At 74.2% G+C, this 19,435-nt stretch carries 15 protein-coding genes; 8 read left to right on the top strand and 7 right to left on the bottom strand.

Annotation, left to right across the window (positions count from 1 at the left end; all coding sequences use genetic code 11):
* The first annotated feature begins 63 nt into the window (after window positions 1-63).
* Window positions 64-2,136 (top strand): ATP-binding protein, encoded by a 2,073-nt coding sequence (locus ACSBPG_RS10425; protein WP_435537092.1) that lies wholly within the window; start codon window positions 64-66, stop codon window positions 2,134-2,136.
* Window positions 2,133-2,810, top strand: a complete 678-nt coding sequence (locus ACSBPG_RS10420; RefSeq protein ID WP_435537091.1) for a LysE family transporter — start codon at window positions 2,133-2,135, stop codon at window positions 2,808-2,810. Before ACSBPG_RS10425 ends, ACSBPG_RS10420 begins: the two co-directional genes overlap by 4 nt.
* Window positions 2,811-2,910: 100 nt before the next feature.
* Here ACSBPG_RS10420 and ACSBPG_RS10415 read toward each other — a convergent pair whose 3' ends face one another.
* Complete coding sequence (locus tag ACSBPG_RS10415) at window positions 2,911-3,120, bottom strand: hypothetical protein (RefSeq protein ID WP_435537090.1); 210 nt, start codon at window positions 3,118-3,120, stop codon at window positions 2,911-2,913.
* Between the two features lie 229 nt (window positions 3,121-3,349).
* The gene (locus ACSBPG_RS10410; RefSeq protein ID WP_435537089.1) at window positions 3,350-4,399 is read right to left on the bottom strand and encodes a methyltransferase domain-containing protein; all 1,050 of its coding nucleotides are present in this window, start codon (window positions 4,397-4,399) and stop codon (window positions 3,350-3,352) included.
* 273 nt (window positions 4,400-4,672) lie between these two features.
* Here ACSBPG_RS10410 and ACSBPG_RS10405 point away from each other — a divergent pair, with 273 nt between their 5' ends.
* Complete coding sequence (locus tag ACSBPG_RS10405) at window positions 4,673-6,622, top strand: glycosyltransferase family 92 protein (protein ID WP_435537088.1); 1,950 nt, start codon at window positions 4,673-4,675, stop codon at window positions 6,620-6,622.
* Window positions 6,623-6,655: 33 nt separating this feature from the next.
* The gene (locus ACSBPG_RS10400) at window positions 6,656-7,288 is read left to right on the top strand and encodes an NUDIX domain-containing protein (RefSeq protein WP_435537087.1); all 633 of its coding nucleotides are present in this window, start codon (window positions 6,656-6,658) and stop codon (window positions 7,286-7,288) included.
* Window positions 7,289-7,470: 182 nt separating this feature from the next.
* Here the strand turns inward: ACSBPG_RS10400 and mtnA are convergent, their stop codons facing one another.
* A complete protein-coding gene (mtnA, locus tag ACSBPG_RS10395) occupies window positions 7,471-8,565 on the bottom strand; it encodes an S-methyl-5-thioribose-1-phosphate isomerase (protein ID WP_435537086.1) in 1,095 nt (364 codons plus the stop codon).
* A gap of 196 nt (window positions 8,566-8,761) precedes the next feature.
* On the opposite strand from mtnA, the gene ACSBPG_RS10390 reads away from it, so the two are divergent.
* The gene (locus ACSBPG_RS10390; protein WP_435537085.1) at window positions 8,762-10,390 is read left to right on the top strand and encodes a sensor histidine kinase; all 1,629 of its coding nucleotides are present in this window, start codon (window positions 8,762-8,764) and stop codon (window positions 10,388-10,390) included.
* 21 nt (window positions 10,391-10,411) lie between these two features.
* Here ACSBPG_RS10390 and ACSBPG_RS10385 read toward each other — a convergent pair whose 3' ends face one another.
* Genes ACSBPG_RS10385 through ACSBPG_RS10370 form a run of 4 tightly spaced genes read right to left on the bottom strand, consistent with a single transcriptional unit; the run spans window position 10,412 to window position 14,719 of the window.
* Complete coding sequence (locus tag ACSBPG_RS10385) at window positions 10,412-11,602, bottom strand: PP2C family protein-serine/threonine phosphatase (RefSeq protein WP_435537084.1); 1,191 nt, start codon at window positions 11,600-11,602, stop codon at window positions 10,412-10,414.
* Window positions 11,595-12,221: an ATP-binding protein gene (locus tag ACSBPG_RS10380; RefSeq protein WP_435537083.1), complete on the bottom strand. Its 627-nt coding sequence runs from the start codon at window positions 12,219-12,221 to the stop codon at window positions 11,595-11,597. Before ACSBPG_RS10380 ends, ACSBPG_RS10385 begins: the two co-directional genes overlap by 8 nt.
* Before the next feature lie 14 nt (window positions 12,222-12,235).
* Window positions 12,236-12,547, bottom strand: coding sequence for an STAS domain-containing protein (locus tag ACSBPG_RS10375; RefSeq protein ID WP_435537082.1), 312 nt, complete (start codon window positions 12,545-12,547; stop codon window positions 12,236-12,238).
* A 9-nt stretch (window positions 12,548-12,556) separates the two neighbouring features.
* Window positions 12,557-14,719, bottom strand: a complete 2,163-nt coding sequence (locus ACSBPG_RS10370) for a methyl-accepting chemotaxis protein (protein WP_435537081.1) — start codon at window positions 14,717-14,719, stop codon at window positions 12,557-12,559.
* 397 nt (window positions 14,720-15,116) lie between these two features.
* Here ACSBPG_RS10370 and ACSBPG_RS10365 point away from each other — a divergent pair, with 397 nt between their 5' ends.
* From ACSBPG_RS10365 to recF, 3 genes are all read left to right on the top strand, one after another.
* On the top strand, window positions 15,117-16,817 hold the full coding sequence (locus ACSBPG_RS10365; protein ID WP_435537080.1) for a hypothetical protein: 1,701 nt from the start codon (window positions 15,117-15,119) through the stop codon (window positions 16,815-16,817).
* A gap of 186 nt (window positions 16,818-17,003) precedes the next feature.
* Window positions 17,004-18,134: a DNA polymerase III subunit beta gene (dnaN, locus tag ACSBPG_RS10360; RefSeq protein ID WP_435537079.1), complete on the top strand. Its 1,131-nt coding sequence runs from the start codon at window positions 17,004-17,006 to the stop codon at window positions 18,132-18,134.
* Between the two features lie 79 nt (window positions 18,135-18,213).
* Window positions 18,214-19,389: a DNA replication/repair protein RecF gene (recF, locus tag ACSBPG_RS10355; RefSeq protein WP_435537252.1), complete on the top strand. Its 1,176-nt coding sequence runs from the start codon at window positions 18,214-18,216 to the stop codon at window positions 19,387-19,389.
* Window positions 19,390-19,435: the final 46 nt, after the last annotated feature.

The raw sequence follows: 19,435 nt of genomic DNA, 5'->3' as shown, positions 1-19,435 counted from the left end.
CGCCGCCCCACACCGAATCCGGACGATCCGGCGCGGGCGGTTCCAGGGAGACGTGGCACGCGGATGTGGCACCGCCGCCAACACAGCGTTCGCGCCGCCGTCGTGGCGGCGGCCTGCGTGGTCGCCGCGATGACCGTCGTCGCCGGCGCCGTCAGCGGCTTCTTCTACGCCCGCGTCGAGTCGCTCCTGCTGACGGTGGCCGAGGAACAGTCGGCGGCGCTGGCCTACGCCCTGCGCCTCGCGGAGACCTCCAACCGCTACGCCGCCGGCGGCGGCGAGATCGAGGCGGCGCGCAACCAGCTGCAGCGGCAGAACGCCACGGTCGCCCTCGCCCAGCACGCCCAGGGCCTGTACGAGGTGATCGCCGCCCTGCGGCGGGTCGCGCTGACGGCGGCGCAGATGGACGGCATCGAGGCGCTGGTGACGGCGCTGGAGAACAACCTGTTCCAGATGAACCGGCTGGTCGAGCGGCGGATCGAGCTGGAGGCGGCGGAGCGGCGCAACCGCGCCGAGCTGGAACAGGCGCGCGCGGCGCTCGATTCGCTGCTCGCCCGTCCGGCGACGGCGGCCGGCGACACCGGAGGCTCGCTGGAGGCCGCCGGGGCCCGCGTCATGCTGCACCTCTACGAGGCCGGGCAGAGCGACCGGCCGGCGGCGGTCCAGGCGGCCCGGACCGCCTTCGGCGCGGCGCGCGCCCACCTCGACGACGCGCTCGCCGCGCACCCCGAAGGCGCCGCCGCGGCCGGCGGCGGCAGCGGCCCGCTCACCCGGCTCGACCGGGCGGCGAGCGGCCCGGACGGCATCTTCGCCGTGCGCGAGTCCCTGCTGAACGCGCACGCCGGCATCGCCCGCCACGCCGTCCTCGGCCGGGAGATCGTCACCAAGCTGGGCATCGCCGTCTCCCGCCTGGTCGCCACCGTGGAGGGGGAGGCCGAGGCCACCAAGGCCGCCGCGGCCGCCCAGATCGACGCCGGCCGGCGCTGGCTGCTGGTGGTCGCCGCCCTGACCTTCGTCGGGCCGCTGGCCATCGTCTGGCTGGCGGTCAGTCGCACCATCGTGGCGCCGCTGGCGCGGCTCGCCGCGGCGACGCGGCGGATCGCCGACGGCGAGCTGCACACCCCGATCCCGCCCGCCCGCCACCGCGAGTTCCACGAGATCGCCGAGGCGCTGGCCGTGTTCCGCGACACCACGGCGGCGCTGGCCGAGCGCACCCGCGCCCTGGGCGCCAGCGAGGAGGCGCAGCGCCAGGCCCGCGAGGAGGCCGAGCGCGCCCTCGCCGACCTGCGGGCGGCGCAGGAGCAGCTCATCCAGAGCGAGAAGATGGCGGCGCTGGCCAGCGTCGTCGCCGGCGTCGCCCACGAGGTGAACACCCCCGTCGGCATCACCCTCACCAGCGCCAGCCTCCTCGAGGAGGAGCTCGCGGGCATGGCGGCGCGGCTGCGCGACGGCACGCTGCGCCGCTCCGAGTTCGAGCAGTTCCTCGACCGCACCCGCGAGATCGCCGGCCTCATCCAGACCAACATGGACCGCGCCGCCGGGCTGATCCAGGCGTTCAAGCAGGTGGCCGCCGACCAGTCCAGCGAGCGGCGGCGCCTCTTCGACCTCGGCGAGACGATCGAGCACACGCTGGTCAGCATCCGGCCGGCCTGCGACCGCGCCGGACACGCCATCCGCTGGCGCTGCCCGCCGGGGCTGACGCTGGACAGCTATCCCGGCGCGCTGAGCCAGGTGCTCACCATCCTGGCGATGAACTCCCTCGACCACGCCTTCCCGCCGGGCCGCAGCGGCACCGTCAGCATCGCCGCCGAGGCCGACGGGCCGGACGCGGTGCGGATCGACTACCGCGACGACGGGACCGGGGTCCCCGCCGCGCTGCGCCGGCGGGTCTTCGAGCCGTTCTTCACGACCCGCCGCCACCAGGGCAACACCGGGCTCGGCCTGCACATCGCCTTCAACGTGGCGCAGCAGACCCTGCGCGGGCGCCTGGAGCTGCACGCCGCGGAGGCCGGCGGCGGCGTCCACTTCACGCTGCGCATCCCCACCACGCTCGGCCCGACCAGCCCGCCGGACGGGCCGGCGCGCCCGGCGGAGGTCGCCCAACAGAACCGGCCAACCGAGGACGTCGACCTGCCATGACCATCCCGTCCGATACCGCCATCGCCGTCGCCGGCATCCTGGGGGCGCTGACCGTCGGCGCCGTCAGCCCGGGGCCCAGCTTCGTGCTGGTGGCCCGCACCGCGGCCGCCGAGTCGCGCCGCGCCGGGCTGGCGGCCGCCCTGGGCATGGGGGCCGGCGGGCTGGTCTTCGCGACCCTGGCGCTGATCGGGCTGCACGCCGTACTGGTGCGGGTGGACTGGCTGTACGGCGCCTTCAAGCTGGCCGGCGGCCTCTACCTGCTCCACCTCGGGGTGCGGCTCTGGCGGGGCGCCGGGACGCCGCTGACCGTTGCCCCGGTCGGCGCTCCGGTGGGCACCCCGGCGGATGGGGCGGCGCAGGGGCCGGCGGCGGGAACCGGACGGCCGTTCGCCCTCGGCCTGGCGACGCAGCTCAGCAACCCCAAGACGGCCGTGGTCTACGCCGGCATCTTCGCCGCCCTGCTGCCGGCCGGGGCGCCGGCCTGGGCGGCGGCCGTGCTGCTGCCCGGCGTCTTCGCGATCGAGGCGGGATGGTACGCGGTGGTCGCCGTGGCCTTTTCCGAAGCCCGGCCGCGTGCCGCCTATCTGCGCTCCAAGAGGTGGGTCGATCGCGCCGCCGGGGCGGTCGTCGGCGCGCTCGGCGCCCGGCTGGTGGCCGACGGCCTGACAACCTGACGACCTGACCGCCTGAGGCCCCTTACGCCGCCCCGCCGGACCGGCGGCTTACGCCGCCCCGCCGAGCCAGCGGCTTACGCCGCCCCGCCGAGCCAGCGGCTTACGCCGCCTCGCCGAGCCAGCGGCGGCGGAACGCATGGGCGTCGTCCGGACGCTGGAAGTCGAAGCCGAAGCACCGGCGCCCGAGCAGGTCCCGCCCGTGCAGCGGGATGAACTTGCCCGCAATGCTCTCCTCCGCCCAGCGCAGGATCGCCTTGCGCGTGTCGAGGTCCGGCGTTTCGGGGAACTGCACCGTCGTCCAGACGCCCATTTCAGCCTCCCCATCGCTTCCGACACCCTGGTCGGTGTTGCCCTGACCACACAATACAAGCGGCAGGCTGTGTCCGTAAAGCCAAAACACATTACATCGAAGCAATGAAGGCGCCATTTTCGCAACAGCAGCAAAGGACGGCCATTGCAGACAAAGATGCGAAAATGCGATGGACTGACGGTACGGAAGACCGCGCCGGCGCATTCTGCCGCCGGCCGGGCGCTCTTGCTCAGGCCGGCCGCAGCGCCACGAAGCGCACGAAGCTCAACCCACGCCCCAGCACGCGCAGCCGCGCCCACCACAGCGCCAGCTCCCGCGCCAGCCCGGCGAGCAGACGCCCGTCCGGCGCCGACAGGGTCTCCAGCCGCTCGGCGAGATGGCGCACCCGTTCGAGGATCTGCCAGCGGTGCTGCAGCGTCAGATCCTCCTTGACGCGCAGATCCATGTTCCGCTGCGTCAGCTCCTCGATCAGGCGCCGCGTCGTCCAGGGATAGAGGTCGACCGGCTCTTCCGAGCGCCAGTTGGCCCACGCCTCCGGCGAGGTCGGCACGCCGTCGGACACGTAGTCCATCAGCAGGATGCCGCCGCGCGGCTTCACGCAGCCGCAGAGCTGGTCGAGATACTGATCCTTGTCGCGCACCCGGTGGACGATGCGGTCGGCCACCACCAGGTCGTAGTTGCCGGTCGGCCGGAACGTCTCGGGATCATAGGCGGCGACCGGCGCCTTGCGGTCCAGGCCGAGGAACTGGGAGCGCTTCATCGCCATGCGCGCCAGCACCGGCGACGGCTCCAGCCCGGTCACCCAGGTCTCGTAGGCGCCGGCGATGGCGCGCGCCGCGCCGCCCAGGCCGGCGGCCACGTCGAGCACGCTCTTGGCCGGGTCGAGGCCGAACTGCCGCACCGCGTCGACCGCCCAGGCACCGTCGCCCGGGGCGACGAACTCGTCGCCCCACAGCATCTGCGCCCCCTGCACCCGCTCCACCGACCACAGCGGCCAGCCGCGCCGGTCGAGCTGCAAATCCTCCAGGGCCCGCACGTCGGTGTCGCCGTCGACGACGCTCGCCGCCACCGCCGCGGCGGCCGCCTGCGCCGCCTCGGCCACCACCGCCGGGCCGGCGATCTCGAGGTGGCGCAGCGAGGACCGCCGGCTCTCGGCGCGGCGCGCCCGCTGGGCGCGGGCCTTGCGCTGCAGGCCGTCGAGGTCGTAGCCCTCCCACCAGGCGAGCAGACGCGCCCGCCAGTCGGGATTCAGCCACCGCTCGAGTTCCTGCGCCCGCACAATCCGCCCCTGCCAAATCCGGCATTTTAAGGGAATGCGAAATACTTTCACTACTCCCTTATAATGGAGTATGGACACGTCGAAAGAACAGTCAAGAAATAATGTTTTATACAAACATCTGGCAATCTCCGCCATCGCGACTTGGCATTTATTGTACAATTTTATCGATCCGCGGCACGGCCGGCCCCCCGCCGGGGCGGCGGCCGGCGGCGGCCGCCTTGACACCGGTCGGCCAAGCTCTCTAAGTGCAGGCCGGGGGTGACCTCGCAGGGAATGCCTATGCTCGGCCTGATCGACGCGGTGGAACTGGGACACGTGCACGGCTGGCTGTGGGACCCGCAGCGGCCGGAGGTCCGGCAGACGGCGGTCGTGTGGGTCGACGGCGAGGAGGTCGGCCGCAGCCTCGCCGACCGGCCGCGGCGCGACCTGGCGGCCGGCGGCATCGGCGACGGCGCGCACGCGTTCACGATCGCCCTGCCGCGCCGGCTGCTGGACAACCGCTTCCACCGGTTCGCCGTGTCGGCCGGCGAGTCCGGCCTGCGGGTGGGCGGCGAGATCCGCGCCTGGCTGCTCGACGAGGAGGCGGAGCGCTGCCCGCCGGTGGCGGTGGTCGAACGCCCCAAGCCCCACTACCTCACCGTCTGCGCCATCGCCCGCGACGAGGGTCCCTACCTCCTGGAGTGGATCGCCCACCACCGCGCCGTCGGCGTCGACCATTTCGTGATCTTCGACAACGACAGCCGCGACGACACGCCGGCCCTGCTGGCCCGCCTCGCCGCCGCCGGCATGGTCACCGCCGTGCCCTGGCCCGCCACGCCGTTCGCCGCCGGGCCGCAGATCCCGGCCTACGTGCACGCCGTCCACCGTTTCCGCGACATGACGGAATGGCTGGCCTTCATCGACGTCGACGAGTTCCTGGTGCCCAACGCGGCGGCCGACCTGCCGTCCCTGCTGCGCCGCCTGCCCGACGTCACCGGGCTGGCCGGCTCGTGGCGGGTGTTCGGCACCTCGGGGCGGCGGGACCACGAACCGGGGCTGGTGATCGACCGCTTCCGCCGCTGCGCCCCGCCGGACCACCCGCTGCACCGCCACGTCAAGAGCATCGTGCGCGCCGACTACGTCGCCAAGCCGGCGGTCCACGCCCACCTCATGCGCGAAGGCGCCGTCGTCGACGAGACCGGACGGCCGGTGCCGCTGACCCGCGGCGGGACGCGCGCCGGCACCTCCGTCGCCCTGCTCCAGGTCAACCACTACGTCACCAAGTCGATGGCGGAATGGGAGGTCAAGCGGGCCCGCGGCAAGGCCGACCGCGACGCGCTGGCCGCCGACTTCCGCCGCGAGGAGGCGGAGCTGGAGCTGCACGACCGCAACGAGGTGGAGGATTCGGCCATCCTGCGCTTCCGCGACGCCGCGGTCGCCGAGCTCGCGCGCCTGCGCGCCGCCGTCGCCGCCCCGCCTCCCGGCGCCGCGGCGGCGCTGGCCGGCACGCCGCTCCCCCTGCCGCCGCCGGAGCTGACGGCGCTGGTCGGCGGCGGCGACGACTTCGCGGCGGTCGGCGAGGCGCTCGCCCGCCTGCTGGTGGAGCACGGCGGCCTCCGGCCCGACGACGCGGTGCTGGAGATCGGCTGCGGCGTCGGCCGGGTGGCGCGGGCGCTGGTCGGCCACATCCGCCCGCCGGGCCGCTACGAGGGCATGGACGTCCACCGCCCGCACATCGACTGGTGCGCCGCGCAGATCACCCCGCGGCACCCCGGCTTCCGCTTCCACCACGCCGACATCCGCAACGCCGCCTACAACCCGCTCGGCACGCGCGACGCCCTGGGCTACCGGTTTCCCTTCGGCGACGCCAGCTTCCGCTTCGTCTTCCTGCTGTCCGTCTTCACGCACATGCTGGAACCGGAGATCGCCGCCTATCTCAAGGAGATCCGCCGGATGCTGGCGCCCGACGGGCGGCTGCTGGCCAGCTTCTTCCTGCTCAACGCCGGGTCGCGGCGGGCGCTCGACGGCGGCGGCGGCCGCCTCGCCTTCGACTACCGCGGCGACCGCTGCTGGACCCATTCCCAGGAGCTGCCGGAGGTCGCCATGGCCTTCCCCGAGGAGGTGGTGCACGAGCTGTTCGCCAACGCCGGGCTGCACGTCCAGCGCATCGACTTCGGCGACTGGACCGGGCGCCGCCCCGCCATCACCTACCAGGACATCGTCACCGCCGTGCCCGCGGCCTGACGCCAGCCCCCACCCCCACCACGGGAGCCCCTCTTGCCGAAGACGACGGCGCCGAACGCCACCGCCAATCCGTGGACGATCCGGTCGACCAGGCCGGTCTACGAGAACCGCTGGATCCGTGTCGTCGAGCACGACGTGCTCACCCCCCGCGGCAGCCCCGGCATCTACGGCGTGGTCCACATGCAGCACCTCGCCACCGGGGTCGTGCCGATCGACGCCGACGGCTGCACCACCTTGGTCGGCCAGTACCGGTTTCCGCTGGAGCGCTACAGCTGGGAGATCCCCGAGGGCGGCGGCACGCCCGGCGTCGACCCGCTGGAATCGGCCAGGCGCGAACTGGCCGAGGAGACCGGGCTGATCGCCCGCGAGTGGCTGGAGATCCAGCGCCTCCACCTGTCCAACAGCGTCACCGACGAGGTCGCCCACTGCTTCCTCGCCTGGGACCTGGAGCAGGGCGAGGCCCGGCCGGAGGACACCGAGGAGCTGCAGGTCCGCCGCCTGCCCTTCGCCGAGGCCTACGCCATGGCGATGCGCGGCGAGATCACCGACGCCATGGCGGTGGCGAGCCTGATGAAGATCCGCCTGATGGCGCTCGAGGGCGCCCTGCCCGACGCCGTGGCCCGCCTGGTCCTGCTGCAGCACCCCTCCGCCAAGCGGATCGGATGAGAGGGCACAGCCCTTCGCCCCTTGGGGGAGAGGGGCTGGGGTGAGGGGTCGTACCGGGCGGAAGCCTGGAACGGAGTCACGTTCACGCCTGCGGCTTCACCGCATCCCCCTCATCCCGCCCTTCCCCCACGGGGAGAAGGGCTGCCCGATCACCCCCCCTCTTTGGGCACGGCAACGTCGTGTCAGGCCGCCTCGGGGAACAGCCGGCGCAGCCCCTCGGAACTGGCCGGGCAGACGCCCCGCTCGGTGATCAGGCCGGTCACCAGGCGGGCCGGCGTCACGTCGAAGGCCGGGTTGGCGACCGGCGAGCCGTCGGGGACGACGCGCACCGTCTCGATGCGGCCGTCGCCGGTGATGCCGGTCAGCGCCGCCACCTCGTCGCCGCCGCGCTCCTCGATGGGGATCTCGCGCACGCCGTCGCCGATGCGCCAGTCGATGGTGGGCGACGGCAGCGCGACGTAGAAGGGCACGCCGTTGTCGCGGGCCGCCAGGGCCTTCAGGTAGGTGCCGACCTTGTTGCAGACGTCGCCGGTGGCGGTGGTGCGGTCGGTGCCGACGATGCACAGGTCGACCCGCCCGTGCTGCATCAGGTGGCCGCCGGCGTTGTCGACGATCACTGTGTGCGGCACGCCGTGGCGGTTCAGCTCCCACGCCGTCAGGCTGGCGCCCTGGTTGCGCGGCCGCGTCTCGTCGACCCACACGTGCAGCGGGACGCCCTCCTCGAAGGCGACGTAGATGGGCGACAGCGCGGTGCCCCAGTCGACGGTGGCCAGCCAGCCGGCGTTGCAGTGGGTCAGCACGTTGACCGGCGTTCCCGGCGGCTTGCCCGCCGCCGCGGCGCGGATCAGGGCGGCGCCGTTCTCGCCGATGGCGCGGTTGATGGCGACGTCCTCGTCGCACACCGCCGCCGCCTCCGCCCAGGCGGCGGCGGCGCGCCCGCCGGGCGGCAGCGGCGCCAGGCGGCGGCGCATGCGCTCCAGCGCCCAGCGCAGGTTGACGGCGGTCGGCCGGGTCGCCAGCAGCACGGCGCAGGCCTCCTCCAGCCGCGCGTCGCCGGCGTCGTCGGCGAGCGCCAGCGCCAGCCCGTAGGCGGCGGTGGCGCCGATCAGCGGGGCGCCGCGCACCAGCATGGCGCGGATGGCGTGGGCCGCCTCCTCCAGGGTCGTCAGGCGCGCCACGGCGAAGTCGTGCGGCAGCCTGGTCTGGTCGATGATCTCCACCGCCGCCCCGTCGGCCGCCGGCCAGATCGTCCGGTACGCCACCCCGTTCACCCGCATCGCCCCGCCTCCCGCCTGCCTGCCCGTCACGGCTCCCCCCGACAGTAGGCGGCGACGGCGCCGGCGATCAACCCGCCGGCCGGCCCGGGCGTGAAAAATGCGCGCGGCCGGGAACCCGCCGGGCGGCCGGGCGTTGGTAGGGGGTTGCCCAGCCGTCCGCGCTGCTACCGTCCGAGCCACCGTCCGACCGCCGCCCATGCCCCTTCCGATGTCCCGACCGCCGCTCTACCGTCTGCCCGGGCCGGCGCTGGTGGCGGTCGCCTGCGCGGTCGCCGTGCTGCTCACCGTCGGCACCCTCGGCCTGTTCGCCTGGCGCGACCGCGCGGCCGCCTTCGACCGGGCGGCCGGCGTCGCCGCCAACGTCAGCCTGCTGGTGGCCGAGCATGCGGCGCGTCTGGTGGAGACCAGCGACCTCATCCTGCGCCAGGTGGTGGCCGCCGCCGACGACGCGGCGGGCGGGCCGGTGCCGGCCGACCGCGCCACCTGGGACCGTCTGGTGGCGCTGTCCGACAGCATGCCCTACGTGGCGGCGATCCGCCTGGTGCGCGCCGACGGCACGGTGGCGCTGACGACCCGGCGCTTCCCGGCGGCGGCGCCCGACGGGACGCCGCTGCGCGCCGACGCGGAGAGCCTGCGCTCGCTGGGCGACGGCAGGGGCGGCCTGCACATCGCCCGCGTCGACGTCGACCCGGCGAGCGGCGAGGACGAGCCGCTGATCGTGCTGAGCCGGCCGCTGGCGGCGCCGTCCGGCGCCTTCCGCGGCATCGCCAGCGTCGCCGTGTCGCCGCGCTACGTGCGCGAGATCTACCGCGCCTTCGACATCGGCTACGGCACCGAGGTGGCGCTGCTGCGCCCGGACCAGACGGTGCTGGTGCGCGAGCCCGGCGAGCCGAGCCCCGCCGCCGCCGACGCGCTGGTGGCGCGCCACCGGGTCGACGGCTTCGACCTGGAGGCCGAGGTGACGATCCCGCGCGCCGGCGTCAACGCGCTGTGGTCGGCCCAGGCGGAGCGCTACCTGCTCTACGGCGCCGCCGCGCTGCTGGCGGTGGGCGGGCTGGGCACGCTCGCCTTCCAGCGGGCGCGGCGCGAACGGCTGGCCGAGCACGCCCTCAAGCACGCCTACGACACGCTGGAGGAGCGGGTGCGCCAGCGCACCGCCGAGCTGGAGGACGCCAACCACCGCCTCGAGCACGCGGTGGCCGACAAGGAGATCCTGCTGAAGGAGGTGCAGCACCGGGTGAAGAACAATCTGACGGTCATCTGCTCGCTGCTGCGCCTGCAGTCGAACCGGGTCGACGAGTCGGCGCGCGTCGCCTTCGACGAGAGCCTGCGCCGCATCCAGTCCATGAGCCTGGTGCACGAGCTGCTCTACCGCTCGGCCGAGCCGGCGCGCATCGACTTCGCCGACTGCCTGCGCCAGCTCTGCGACAGCCTGGCGCGCTCCTGCGGCCCGACCGCGGCACGGGTCACGGTGACCGCCGAGCCGTGGATCCTCGACGTCGACCGCGCCATGCCGCTCGCCCTGATCGCCAGCGAGCTGGTGTCGAACGCCCTGCGCCACGCCTTCCCCGACGGGCGCGAGGGCACGGTCGCCGTCTCCCTGGCCGACAGCGACGGGGGCAAGCGACTCGCCGTCGCCGACGACGGCGTCGGCCTGCCGGCCGAGCTCCTCGCCCCCGGCGTGGCGCAACGCCGCGGCGCCCTCGGCCTCATCCTGCTGCAGGCGCTGGCCAACCAGGCCGGGGCCAGCGTCCGCACCGAGATCGGGCCGGGCACCACGGTCACCCTGACGGTTCCCACGGTGGCGAGGCGCAAGGCCGCCTGACCCCCGGCGCGGCGGACCGGCTCAGCGGGCCGCCGCCGGCGGCTCCAGGCGGGCGGCGACGATCATCAGGTCGTCCTCCACCCCCGGGCCGAAGCGGTGCAGGAACTCCCTCCCCATCCACCCCGCCAGGTCGTCCGCCGGCGCCCCCGCGTCGAGCCGCCGCCGCAGCCAGCGGCGCAGCTCCTCCTCGCTCTGCGGCGCGCCGTCGACGCCGCGGCATTCCACCAGGGCGTCGCTGTAGAGGATCAGCGTGTCGCCGGGGACCAGCGCCACCTCGCGCAGCGGCCGCCGCGTGCCGACGGTCAGACCGAACGGCAGACCCGACAGGGGGACCCAGTCGAGGGCGCCGTCGCGCCGCAGGATCAGGCCGTTGCGGAAGCCCGCCCCGACGTAGCGGAAGGTGCCGCCGGCGACGTCGAGGACGCCGTAGCCGCCGGCGACGTAGTGGGCGTGATCGCGGCCGTAGGCGTGCAGCCGGGCGTCGAGGTGGCACGCCATCGCCTCGGGGTCGGCGGCGAAGGGCGGTGGCGGGGTCACCAGGGTGTGCAGCGCGAACATCCGCAGCGCCGCCGGCACGCCGTGGCCGGAAATGTCGCCGACCATCAGCGCCACCCGGCCGTCGCCGATCGGCCAGGCACTCCAGTAGTCGCCGCCGACCGCCGAGCTCGGCCGGTAGGCGTGGCTCAGGGCGACGCCGCGGACGGCCAGGTCGGCGAGGGCCGCCGGCTGGGGCAGGACGGTCTCGGCGAGCGCCCGGGCCTCGTCCAGCTCCGCCTCCACCCGTTCGCGGTAGGCCAGCAACCCGGCCGCCAGCACGGCGGACGACACGTGGACCCGCACCCGCGCGGTCAGCTCGGTGGCGTCGAACGGCTTGGCGACGACGTCGGACGCGCCGGCGGCGAAGGCCGCCCGGCGGTGGTCGACGCCGGTCAGCGCCGTCTGCATGATCACCGGCGTCTGGACGAAGCGCGGATCGACCCGCAGGCGGCGGCACAGCTCGAACCCGTCGAAGCCGGGCATGACGACGTCCAGCAGGAAGCAGGCGGGCGTGCAGGTGTCCAGGAGCGCGAGGGCCGCCGCGCCGTCCGCCGCGCAGACGACCCGCCGGAATCCGCCCTTGTGCAGCAGCGCCTCCAGCAGCCGGCGGTGCAGCGGCTCGTCGTCGACGACCAGGATGAGGGCGTCCGCGACGGCGGCGGCCAGCTCAGGCACGGCGGAAGCCCAGCGTGGTGCGCCGGCCGCCGCGACTGCGGCGCACCCGCCGGGCGGTCGTCGCCATGACGAGGTGCCCGCGCCCGGACAGGGCGGTCGGCGGCACGAGCGCGGGGTGCGGCGGCGGCGCATAGCCCGGGCCGACGTCGTCGACGTGGATCAGCAGCAGCCGTCCCGCCGGCCGCCAGGTCAGCCCGACCGGCCGCAGCCCGTAGGCGTCGCTGGCGAGGCGCTCGGCGACCGCCTCGAAATGGGCGTCGAGCGACGCGCCGAAGCGGTCCCGGCCCGGCAGCTCCAGGCTGCCGTGGAGGACGGCGTTGGCGAGGGCATCGCTGAGCGCCGTCTCGGCGGCAAGGCGGTCGCTCTCCGCCAGGTGGCCGCGCGCCGCGGCCCAGGCGACCACCGCCGGCACGACGCCGTCCCGGCACGCCGCGCGCGCCGTCAGGACGGCGGCGAACGGGGCCCGCGGCGGCCAGCACCGGGCCGCCTGCGCCGCCCAGTGCGCGGGGACGGCGGTGTCCCACACCGGGCGGTCGGCGCCCGCCAGGATCGCGGCCAGCGCCGGCGCCGCGGTCACCGCCGCCGGCACCAGGAGGAGGGCGGGCGTGTCGCCGCGCATGCCGGTGCGGCGCGTCAGCGGACGATGGCGAACAGCGCGCCGAAGTCGACGACGGCGAGGATTCGGTCGATCTGCGGCGGCGGCCGGTGCAGCGCCATCGTCGCCCCCGAGCGCTGCAGCCGCTCGCGCAGCAGGACCAGCATGCTCAGCCCCGCCGAATCGACGGTGCGCAGGCCGGACAGGTCGACGGCGACGTCGGACGGCGCGGCGGCGGTCACCTCCTCGACGACCCGGCGGAAGGTGCCGTTCTCGGCGAAGGTGAAGTTGCCGGACAGGCGGACCGTCAGGGAGGTGCCGGAGCGGGCGATGGTGTGTTCGAGGGCCATGGGACGGTCTCAGGCTTGGGCGCGGACGTTGGAGACGAAGCGGGAGGAGGCCTCGGTCAGCCGTTGCGAGGCGCCCCGCAGGGTGTCGGCGGACCACAGGACGTCGATGGCGCCGGCTCCGGACTGGATGGCGCCCATGGTGACCTGGGCGATGCTGCCGCTGACCCGCCCCATGTCGTCGGTCACGCCGCTGACGTTGCGGGTGATCTCCACCGTCACCGCGTTCTGCTCCTCGATGGCGGCGGCGATGCTGGCGGAGATCTCGTTCACCGAGGTGACGACGCGGCGGACGCGATCGAAGGCGTCCACCGCCGACGCGGTCTCGGCCTGGATGGCGGCGATCCGCTGCGCGATCTGCTCGGTCGCCCTGGCGGTCTGGTTGGCCAGGCTCTTGACCTCGGAGGCGACGACGGCGAAGCCCTTGCCGGCCTCGCCGGCGCGCGCCGCCTCGATGGTGGCGTTCAACGCCAGCAGGTTGGTCTGCGAGGCGACGTCGCCGATCAGCTTGACCACCTGGCCGATCTCGCCCGCCGCCGCGGCCAGCCGCTCGATCTGCGCCGCCGCCCCGTCGACGTCGGCCACGCCCGACTGGCTCGTCGCCGCCGCCGTGGTGACCTGGCGCGAGATCTCGGCGATCGAGCTGGCGAGCTCCTCCGCCGCCGCGGCCAGGCCCTGGATGCGCTCGTTGGTGGCGCCCGCCGCGTTGGCGACGGTCAGCGATCGCGACGCCCCGGTCTCCTGGCGCTGCGCCATGCCGCCGGAAATGTCGTGGATCTGCTCGGCCGCGCTGGCGACGGCCTCGACGACCTGGCCGACCTCCGTCTGGAAGCGGTCGGCGAGGGTCTGCAGCGCGCGCCGGCGCTCCACCTCGGCCAGCTTCTGCCGCTCCGCCCGGTCCTGGACGGCGTAGGCCAGCTTGGCCCGCATGGTCCGCAGCAGCGTCGTCATCCGCCAGAACTCCGACGCCGCCGGAGTCTCGATGACGTGCTGGAAGTCGTCGCGCTCGATGGCGTCGAAATGCACCTCCTGGCGCTTCAGGAGGCGCTTCAGGAAGGCGAGCAGGGTGACCGCGAAGGCGACGGCCGTCAGCAGGCCGGCTCCGGCCACCGCAACCGCCACGATCAGGTCGTGGCGGAAATGCGCCTCCGCCTCCCGGTAGAGGGCCTCGGCGTCGCGGACCTGCAGGTCCGACAGGGCGTCCAGATCGGCGCGGGCCTCCTCGAAGGGCGGCAGCAGCTTGGACCGCAGGTGCGCCTCCAGGGCCCCGGCGTCGCCTTGACGCGCCAGCGCCACCGCCGGCTCGAACCCGTCGCGGAGCAGGTGCCGCTTGCGCTCCTCGAAGCGCCGGGCCAGCGCCTCCTCGTCCGCCGTCAGGCGCGACGTGCGGAATTCGCTCCAGGCCGCCTCCAGGCGGGCGAGGTCGTCCGTGACCGACCGGGCGCGCGCGTCCACCGATTGCCCGATCCCGTCGGCGTGCAGGTCGGTGACCATCAGCGACAGGTCGAGCAGGCTGCGCTGGAAGGCGGTGAGGACGGTGCCGAGCCGCTCCACCGGGACCAGGTTGTCCTGGTAGACCGTGCGCAGGCCGTCGTTGGTCTCCTTCATGCCGGACATGCCGACCCAGCCGACCGCCGCCATGATCGCGATCAGCACCGCGAACGCCGCCGCCAGCCGGCCGGCGACGCTCCGCAGCGCCGTGAGCGCCCGCCCCCGCAGGCTGGTGTCGGTCAGCTCGCCGTCGCGCAGGCCGAGACGGCCGGCGCTGCCCTCGCGCATCGCTTGGTAGGCCCGCTCCGCCTGCGCGACCTGCTCGCGGGTCGGCTTGGAGCGGATGGAGACGAACCCGACGACCCGGCCGTCCTCGACGACCGGCGTGACGTTGGCGTGCACCCAGTAATGGTCGCCGTTCTTCGCCCGGTTCTTCACCAGTCCTTCCCAGGGGCGGCCCGCCTTGATGGTGGCCCACAGGTCGGCGAACGCCTCCTTGGGCATGTGCGGGTGGCGCACGACGTTGTGCGGCGCGCCGATCAGCTCCGCTTCCGTGAAGCCGCTGACCGCGACGAACGCCTCGTTGACGAAGGTGAGCCGTCCCTGGGGATCGGTCCGCGTCACCAGCAGCGCCCCTTCGGGAAGCTCGATCTCGCGGTTGGTGATCGGTCCGTTGTCTCGCATCGCTCGGCCTCCCGGGTAGGGTCCGGAGATTGGCATGTTAAAAATGAAACAACGGTTAACGAATACTGCATATATTCGCACCGATCTTGGCAATGATCACAAATTTATCCTAGAAATCTCAATTGGCTGGTTTGCCGTTTTCAGATCTTTCAGCAAAAATGAAACAAAATTTCTTCCACACATCCCGTACGCTTCCCGCCGCCGGCCATGAACCGGACCGGCGCGGCCTGCCCGGCATACCGCAGTATTGGCGCTGCATACGTGAGTATTGATCGGACGATCGCAGGGTTTGCGACAAGACGCCGTATCGCCGGGCCGGCCTTGCCCGCATAGAATGATCGCCGTCGATGATGTTCGCCCACCAGCCAGCAGACCGCGCGACCATGGGCCAGCACGGATGAGCAAGGGCGCCGGAGCCCCGGTCCACGACGTCCCCGCCGGCGGGGCCGGCGCCGGCGCGCGCGCCGACCCCGAGCTGCTGCGGCGCATCGACGACCTGGTCGGGCGCATTCCCCGTCACGCCATCCGTGCCGTGATCGACGAGATCGACGCCGGCGGCCGGCAGCGCAGCGGCCGCGCGCGGATGCTGCGCGAGGCGCTGGTCGAGCAGTTCAACCGCCTGCGCCCGTTCAAGGCGCGCCGCCTGTTCACCAGCCTGTTCGAACCGCTGCTGGTCGACGACCCGATCCTCTATCACGCCCGCGACCCGGTGCCCGGCCTGGTGCAGCGCGTCGACATCGGCGGCGTCTGGCAGGCGCTGAGCCGCTTCGCCTTCCCCAAGCTGGCGATGGAGGTGCAGGACCGCCTGGACCGCATGGCCGAGCACGCGCTGCTCGACCGCGTGCTGACGGGGCCGGAGGCGATGGCGATGCGCGAGCGCATGCGCCGCGCCGCCGCCGACCATCTGGCGCTGCTGCCGACCCACCGCCGGATGGCCGAGGACTTCCTGACGGTCGCCAACCGCGAGGCGCTGGCCGACGCCCGCCGGCGCGCGCCGCACCTCGCCGCCAAGGCCCCCATCGACCTGCGGCTGCTGGCCTTCGTGCGGGCCGTGCTGGAGGAGGGCGAGCCGCTGCTGCGCGCGCTCGACCGCATGCGCCTCGACCTGTCGGACACGCCGGACGCGGGCGGGCGCCGCCACGCCGAGGTCGACGGCCAGGCGGCGCTGATCCTCGGCCAGATGCGCGAGCTGCGCGGCCTCTGCCCCAACCGCGACTACGAGGACCCGCTGGTCTGGCTGCCGCCGCTGATGGCGCTGAACGTGAAGCGGCGTTACGACGTGACGCAGCGCTACGTGCGCGAGTACGGCGGCCCGGCGGTCAGCGAGAACCACCCGCTGCACCAGGCGCTGTTCGGCCACTTCGCCGCCTGCTGCGCCGCCCTGGCGGAGACGGTGCGGGTGGCGTTCGGCGGCGTCGACCGGCGCGCCGCCCCCGCGGTGTCCCTGCCGCGCCCGGTGCGCGAGGCGCTGGCCGAGTCCCTGACCCGCCTCGACCGGTCGCTGGCCGCCCTGTCGGCCGGCGGCCTGCTGGCCAGCCGCCACGTCGGCCCGCGCGTCCGCCCCCGGCTGGCCGAGGCGGCGCAGGCCCTGACCGGCACCGTCCTGCCGCTGCTGGCGGAGCGGGTGCACGCCGCCGTGCGCGCCCGCCACGCCCCGGCGCCCGACCACGACGACGTGGCGTGGCTGCTGGCCTGCGTGTGGTCCTGGGGGACGACCCTCGACGCCGCCGGCTACGCCACGCCGGAGCTGCAGGCCTTCCGCGCCCGGGTGCTGGACGACGCCGGCAAGGCCTTCCTGCAGGCGGCCAAGGTCGAGGAGGACGACGACCTCGCCGCGCGCATGGCGCACATCCTGCGAATCGAGCGGCTGCTCGGCGCCGTCGGCGAGAGCGTGGCGCCGTGGATCGGCGCCATGAGCCAGGGGCTGCAGCGAATCGCCCGCTTCCACCTGGAAGGCGGCGCCCCCATCGGACCGGCGGAGCGCGCCATCGTCGACCGCGTCGTCGCCGCGGCGGGGCAGGAGCTGGCGCGCACGCGCAACTGGCAGAGCGCCGACCTCGTCGCCCTGCTCCGGCTGCACGAGGCGCGCCCGGAATAACGGCCGTGGCGGCGCCCCGTGGCGGAATCAAAATCGTTCGGCACGGCGGCGGATGTGCTATCCTGCGCCCCCGCTCGGCGCCGGATCCAGCCGGTCCACGCCGGGTCGGGCCCCACATTCCGGCGAATCGCCCCCCGGCCGAGGCGCCGTTCCGGACCAACGAGCCCGCGCAGACAGAAGACCCGCATGAACATCATCATCGAACGCGCCGCCCTGCTTCGGTCCCTCGGTCACGTGCAGAGCGTGGTGGAACGCCGCAACACCATCCCGATCCTGTCCAATGTCCTGCTGACGGCGCGCGACGGCGAGCTGGCGCTGGCCGCCACCGACATGGACCTGGAGATCGTCGAGACGGTGCCGGCCCAGGTCGGCCGCGACGGCGGCACGACGGCGCCGGCCCACACGCTCTACGACATCGTCCGCAAGCTGCCCGACGGCAGCCAGGTGGAGCTGGACGTGGGCAGCGACGGCTCGCAGCTGACCCTGCGCTCGGGGCGTTCGCAGTTCAAGCTGGGCTGCCTGCCGGTGGAGGACTTCCCGCAGCTCTCGGGCGGCGACCTGCGCACCCGCTTCCAGCTGGCGGCCGCCGACCTGCGGGCGCTGATCGACCGCACCCGCTTCGCCATCTCCACCGAGGAGACGCGCTACTACCTCAACGGCATCTACCTGCACGCGGCGACCGCCCGCGACGGCGGCGGCGAGGTGCCGGTGCTGCGCGCCGTCGCCACCGACGGCCACCGGCTGGCCCGGGTGGAGATGCCGCTGCCCGACGGCGGCGAGGGCATCCCCGGCGTCATCGTGCCGCGCAAGACCGTCGGCGAGGTGCGCAAGCTGATCGACGAGGCGGCCGACCGCATCGAGGTCTCGCTGTCGGAGAACAAGATCCGCTTCTCCTTCGACAGCATCGTCATGACCTCGAAGCTGATCGACGGCACCTTCCCCGACTACGAGCGCGTCATCCCCGTCGGCAACGACAAGGTGATGGAGGTCGACGCCAAGTTGTTCGCCGCCGCCGTCGACCGCGTCGCCACCATCTCCACGGAAAAGAGCCGTGCCGTGAAGCTGTCGCTGGCCAAGGGACTGTTGACCCTGTCGGCGACCAGCCCGGAAGCCGGCAGCGCGACGGAGGAGCTGGAGGTCAATTACCAGGAAGGCCCCCTGGAAATCGGCTTCAACTCTCGCTATCTCCTGGACATCACGCAGCAGATCGAAGGCGAGGGCGCCCGCTTCACCATGGCGGACGCGGCGTCGCCGACCATCGTCCGCGACGTCGCCGACAGCACCGCGCTCTACGTCCTGATGCCGATGCGGGTGTGACGGCCGCACCCGTCCGCCGCGCCCCCGAGGGCGGCGCGGCCAGGGGCCCCGCCCCTCCCGAACCGGTAGCGAACCCGTGCTGGAAGCCAGGAAGATCGTTCCCCCGCCGTACGTCGACGCGCACCCCGTGGCGCTAGCGGTCACGCGGTTGACCCTGACCCGCTACCGCAGCTACGAGCACGCGCGCCTGGAGCCCGACCGCCGGCCGGTGGTGCTGACGGGCCCCAACGGCTCGGGCAAGACCAACCTGTTGGAGGCGGTCAGCTTCCTCACCCCCGGGCGCGGCCTGCGCGGCGCCTCCCTGGCCGAGGTGGAGCGCATCGGCGCCGCCACGGCCGGCGGCTGGGCGGTGGCGGCGGTGGTGGAGACGCCGAACGGCCCGGTGGAGATCGGCACCGGCCGCGACGAGCGCGCCGGCGACGGCAACCGCCGCGTCGTGCGCATCGACGGCCACCCCGCCAAGGGCCAGACGGCGCTGGCCGAGCACGTCGCCGCGGTGTGGCTGACGCCGCAGATGGACCGCCTGTTCCTGGAGGGGGCGAGCGGCCGCCGCCGCTTCCTCGACCGCCTGGTGTTCGGCTTCGACCCGGCCCACGCCGGCCGCCTCAGCCGCTACGAGCACGCCCTGCGCGAGCGCGCCCGGCTGCTGCGCGAGGGCCGCTTCGACGAGGGCTGGCTGTCCGGCCTGGAGGACGCGATGGCGACCTCCGGCGTCGCCGTGGCCGCCGCCCGGCGCGACGTCGTGCGCCGCCTGCGCGCCGCCTGCGCGCGCGCCGTCGGCCCCTTCCCGGGCGCCGGCCTCCACATCGAGGGGGCGGTCGAGGGCTGGCTCGACGACGGCCCGGCGCTGGTCGCCGAGGACGCGCTGCGCGCCGCCCTGCGCGCCCGCCGGCGCGACGATTCGCTGAGCGGCGGGGCGGCCGTCGGCCCCCACCGCAGCGACCTGGCGGTGCGCCACCAGGCCAAGGACATGCCGGCCGCCCTGTGCTCCACGGGGGAGCAGAAGGCGCTGCTGATCGCCATCGTGCTGGCCAACGCCCGCCTGCTGGCGGCCGAGCGGGGGGCGGCGCCGCTGCTGCTGCTGGACGAGGTGGCGGCGCACCTCGACGAGGACCGGCGCGACGCCCTGTTCGGCGAGATCCTGGCGCTGGGCTCCCAGGCCTGGCTGACCGGCACCGACGCGGCGGTGTTCGCGCCGCTCGGCGACGACGCCTGCCGCTTCCGCATCGAGGAGGGCCGGGCGATGCCCGAATGATCCGCCCGACGGCGCAAAAAACTGCGGTCGACCCCGCCGCGACACA

The sequence above is a fragment of the Azospirillum sp. ST 5-10 genome, assembly GCF_051225715.1.
GTDB lineage: Bacteria > Pseudomonadota > Alphaproteobacteria > Azospirillales > Azospirillaceae > Azospirillum.
Note: the sequence above shows the minus strand (reverse complement) of the source record. Positions and strands in the feature narration are given on the sequence as shown.

Excerpts from the sequence above, each read along its gene's own strand:
- ACSBPG_RS10425 (WP_435537092.1), top strand. The coding sequence starts at position 64 with ATGTGGCACCGCCGCCAACACAGCGTTCGCGCCGCCGTCGTGGCGGCG.
- ACSBPG_RS10420 (WP_435537091.1), top strand. The coding sequence starts at position 2,133 with ATGACCATCCCGTCCGATACCGCCATCGCCGTCGCCGGCATCCTGGGG.
- ACSBPG_RS10415 (WP_435537090.1), bottom strand. The coding sequence starts at position 3,120 with ATGGGCGTCTGGACGACGGTGCAGTTCCCCGAAACGCCGGACCTCGAC.
- ACSBPG_RS10405 (WP_435537088.1), top strand. The coding sequence starts at position 4,673 with ATGCCTATGCTCGGCCTGATCGACGCGGTGGAACTGGGACACGTGCAC.
- mtnA (WP_435537086.1), bottom strand. The coding sequence starts at position 8,565 with ATGCGGGTGAACGGGGTGGCGTACCGGACGATCTGGCCGGCGGCCGAC.
- ACSBPG_RS10390 (WP_435537085.1), top strand. The coding sequence starts at position 8,762 with ATGCCCCTTCCGATGTCCCGACCGCCGCTCTACCGTCTGCCCGGGCCG.
- ACSBPG_RS10380 (WP_435537083.1), bottom strand. The coding sequence starts at position 12,221 with ATGCGCGGCGACACGCCCGCCCTCCTCCTGGTGCCGGCGGCGGTGACC.
- ACSBPG_RS10375 (WP_435537082.1), bottom strand. The coding sequence starts at position 12,547 with ATGGCCCTCGAACACACCATCGCCCGCTCCGGCACCTCCCTGACGGTC.
- ACSBPG_RS10370 (WP_435537081.1), bottom strand. The coding sequence starts at position 14,719 with ATGCGAGACAACGGACCGATCACCAACCGCGAGATCGAGCTTCCCGAA.
- ACSBPG_RS10365 (WP_435537080.1), top strand. The coding sequence starts at position 15,117 with ATGAGCAAGGGCGCCGGAGCCCCGGTCCACGACGTCCCCGCCGGCGGG.
- dnaN (WP_435537079.1), top strand. The coding sequence starts at position 17,004 with ATGAACATCATCATCGAACGCGCCGCCCTGCTTCGGTCCCTCGGTCAC.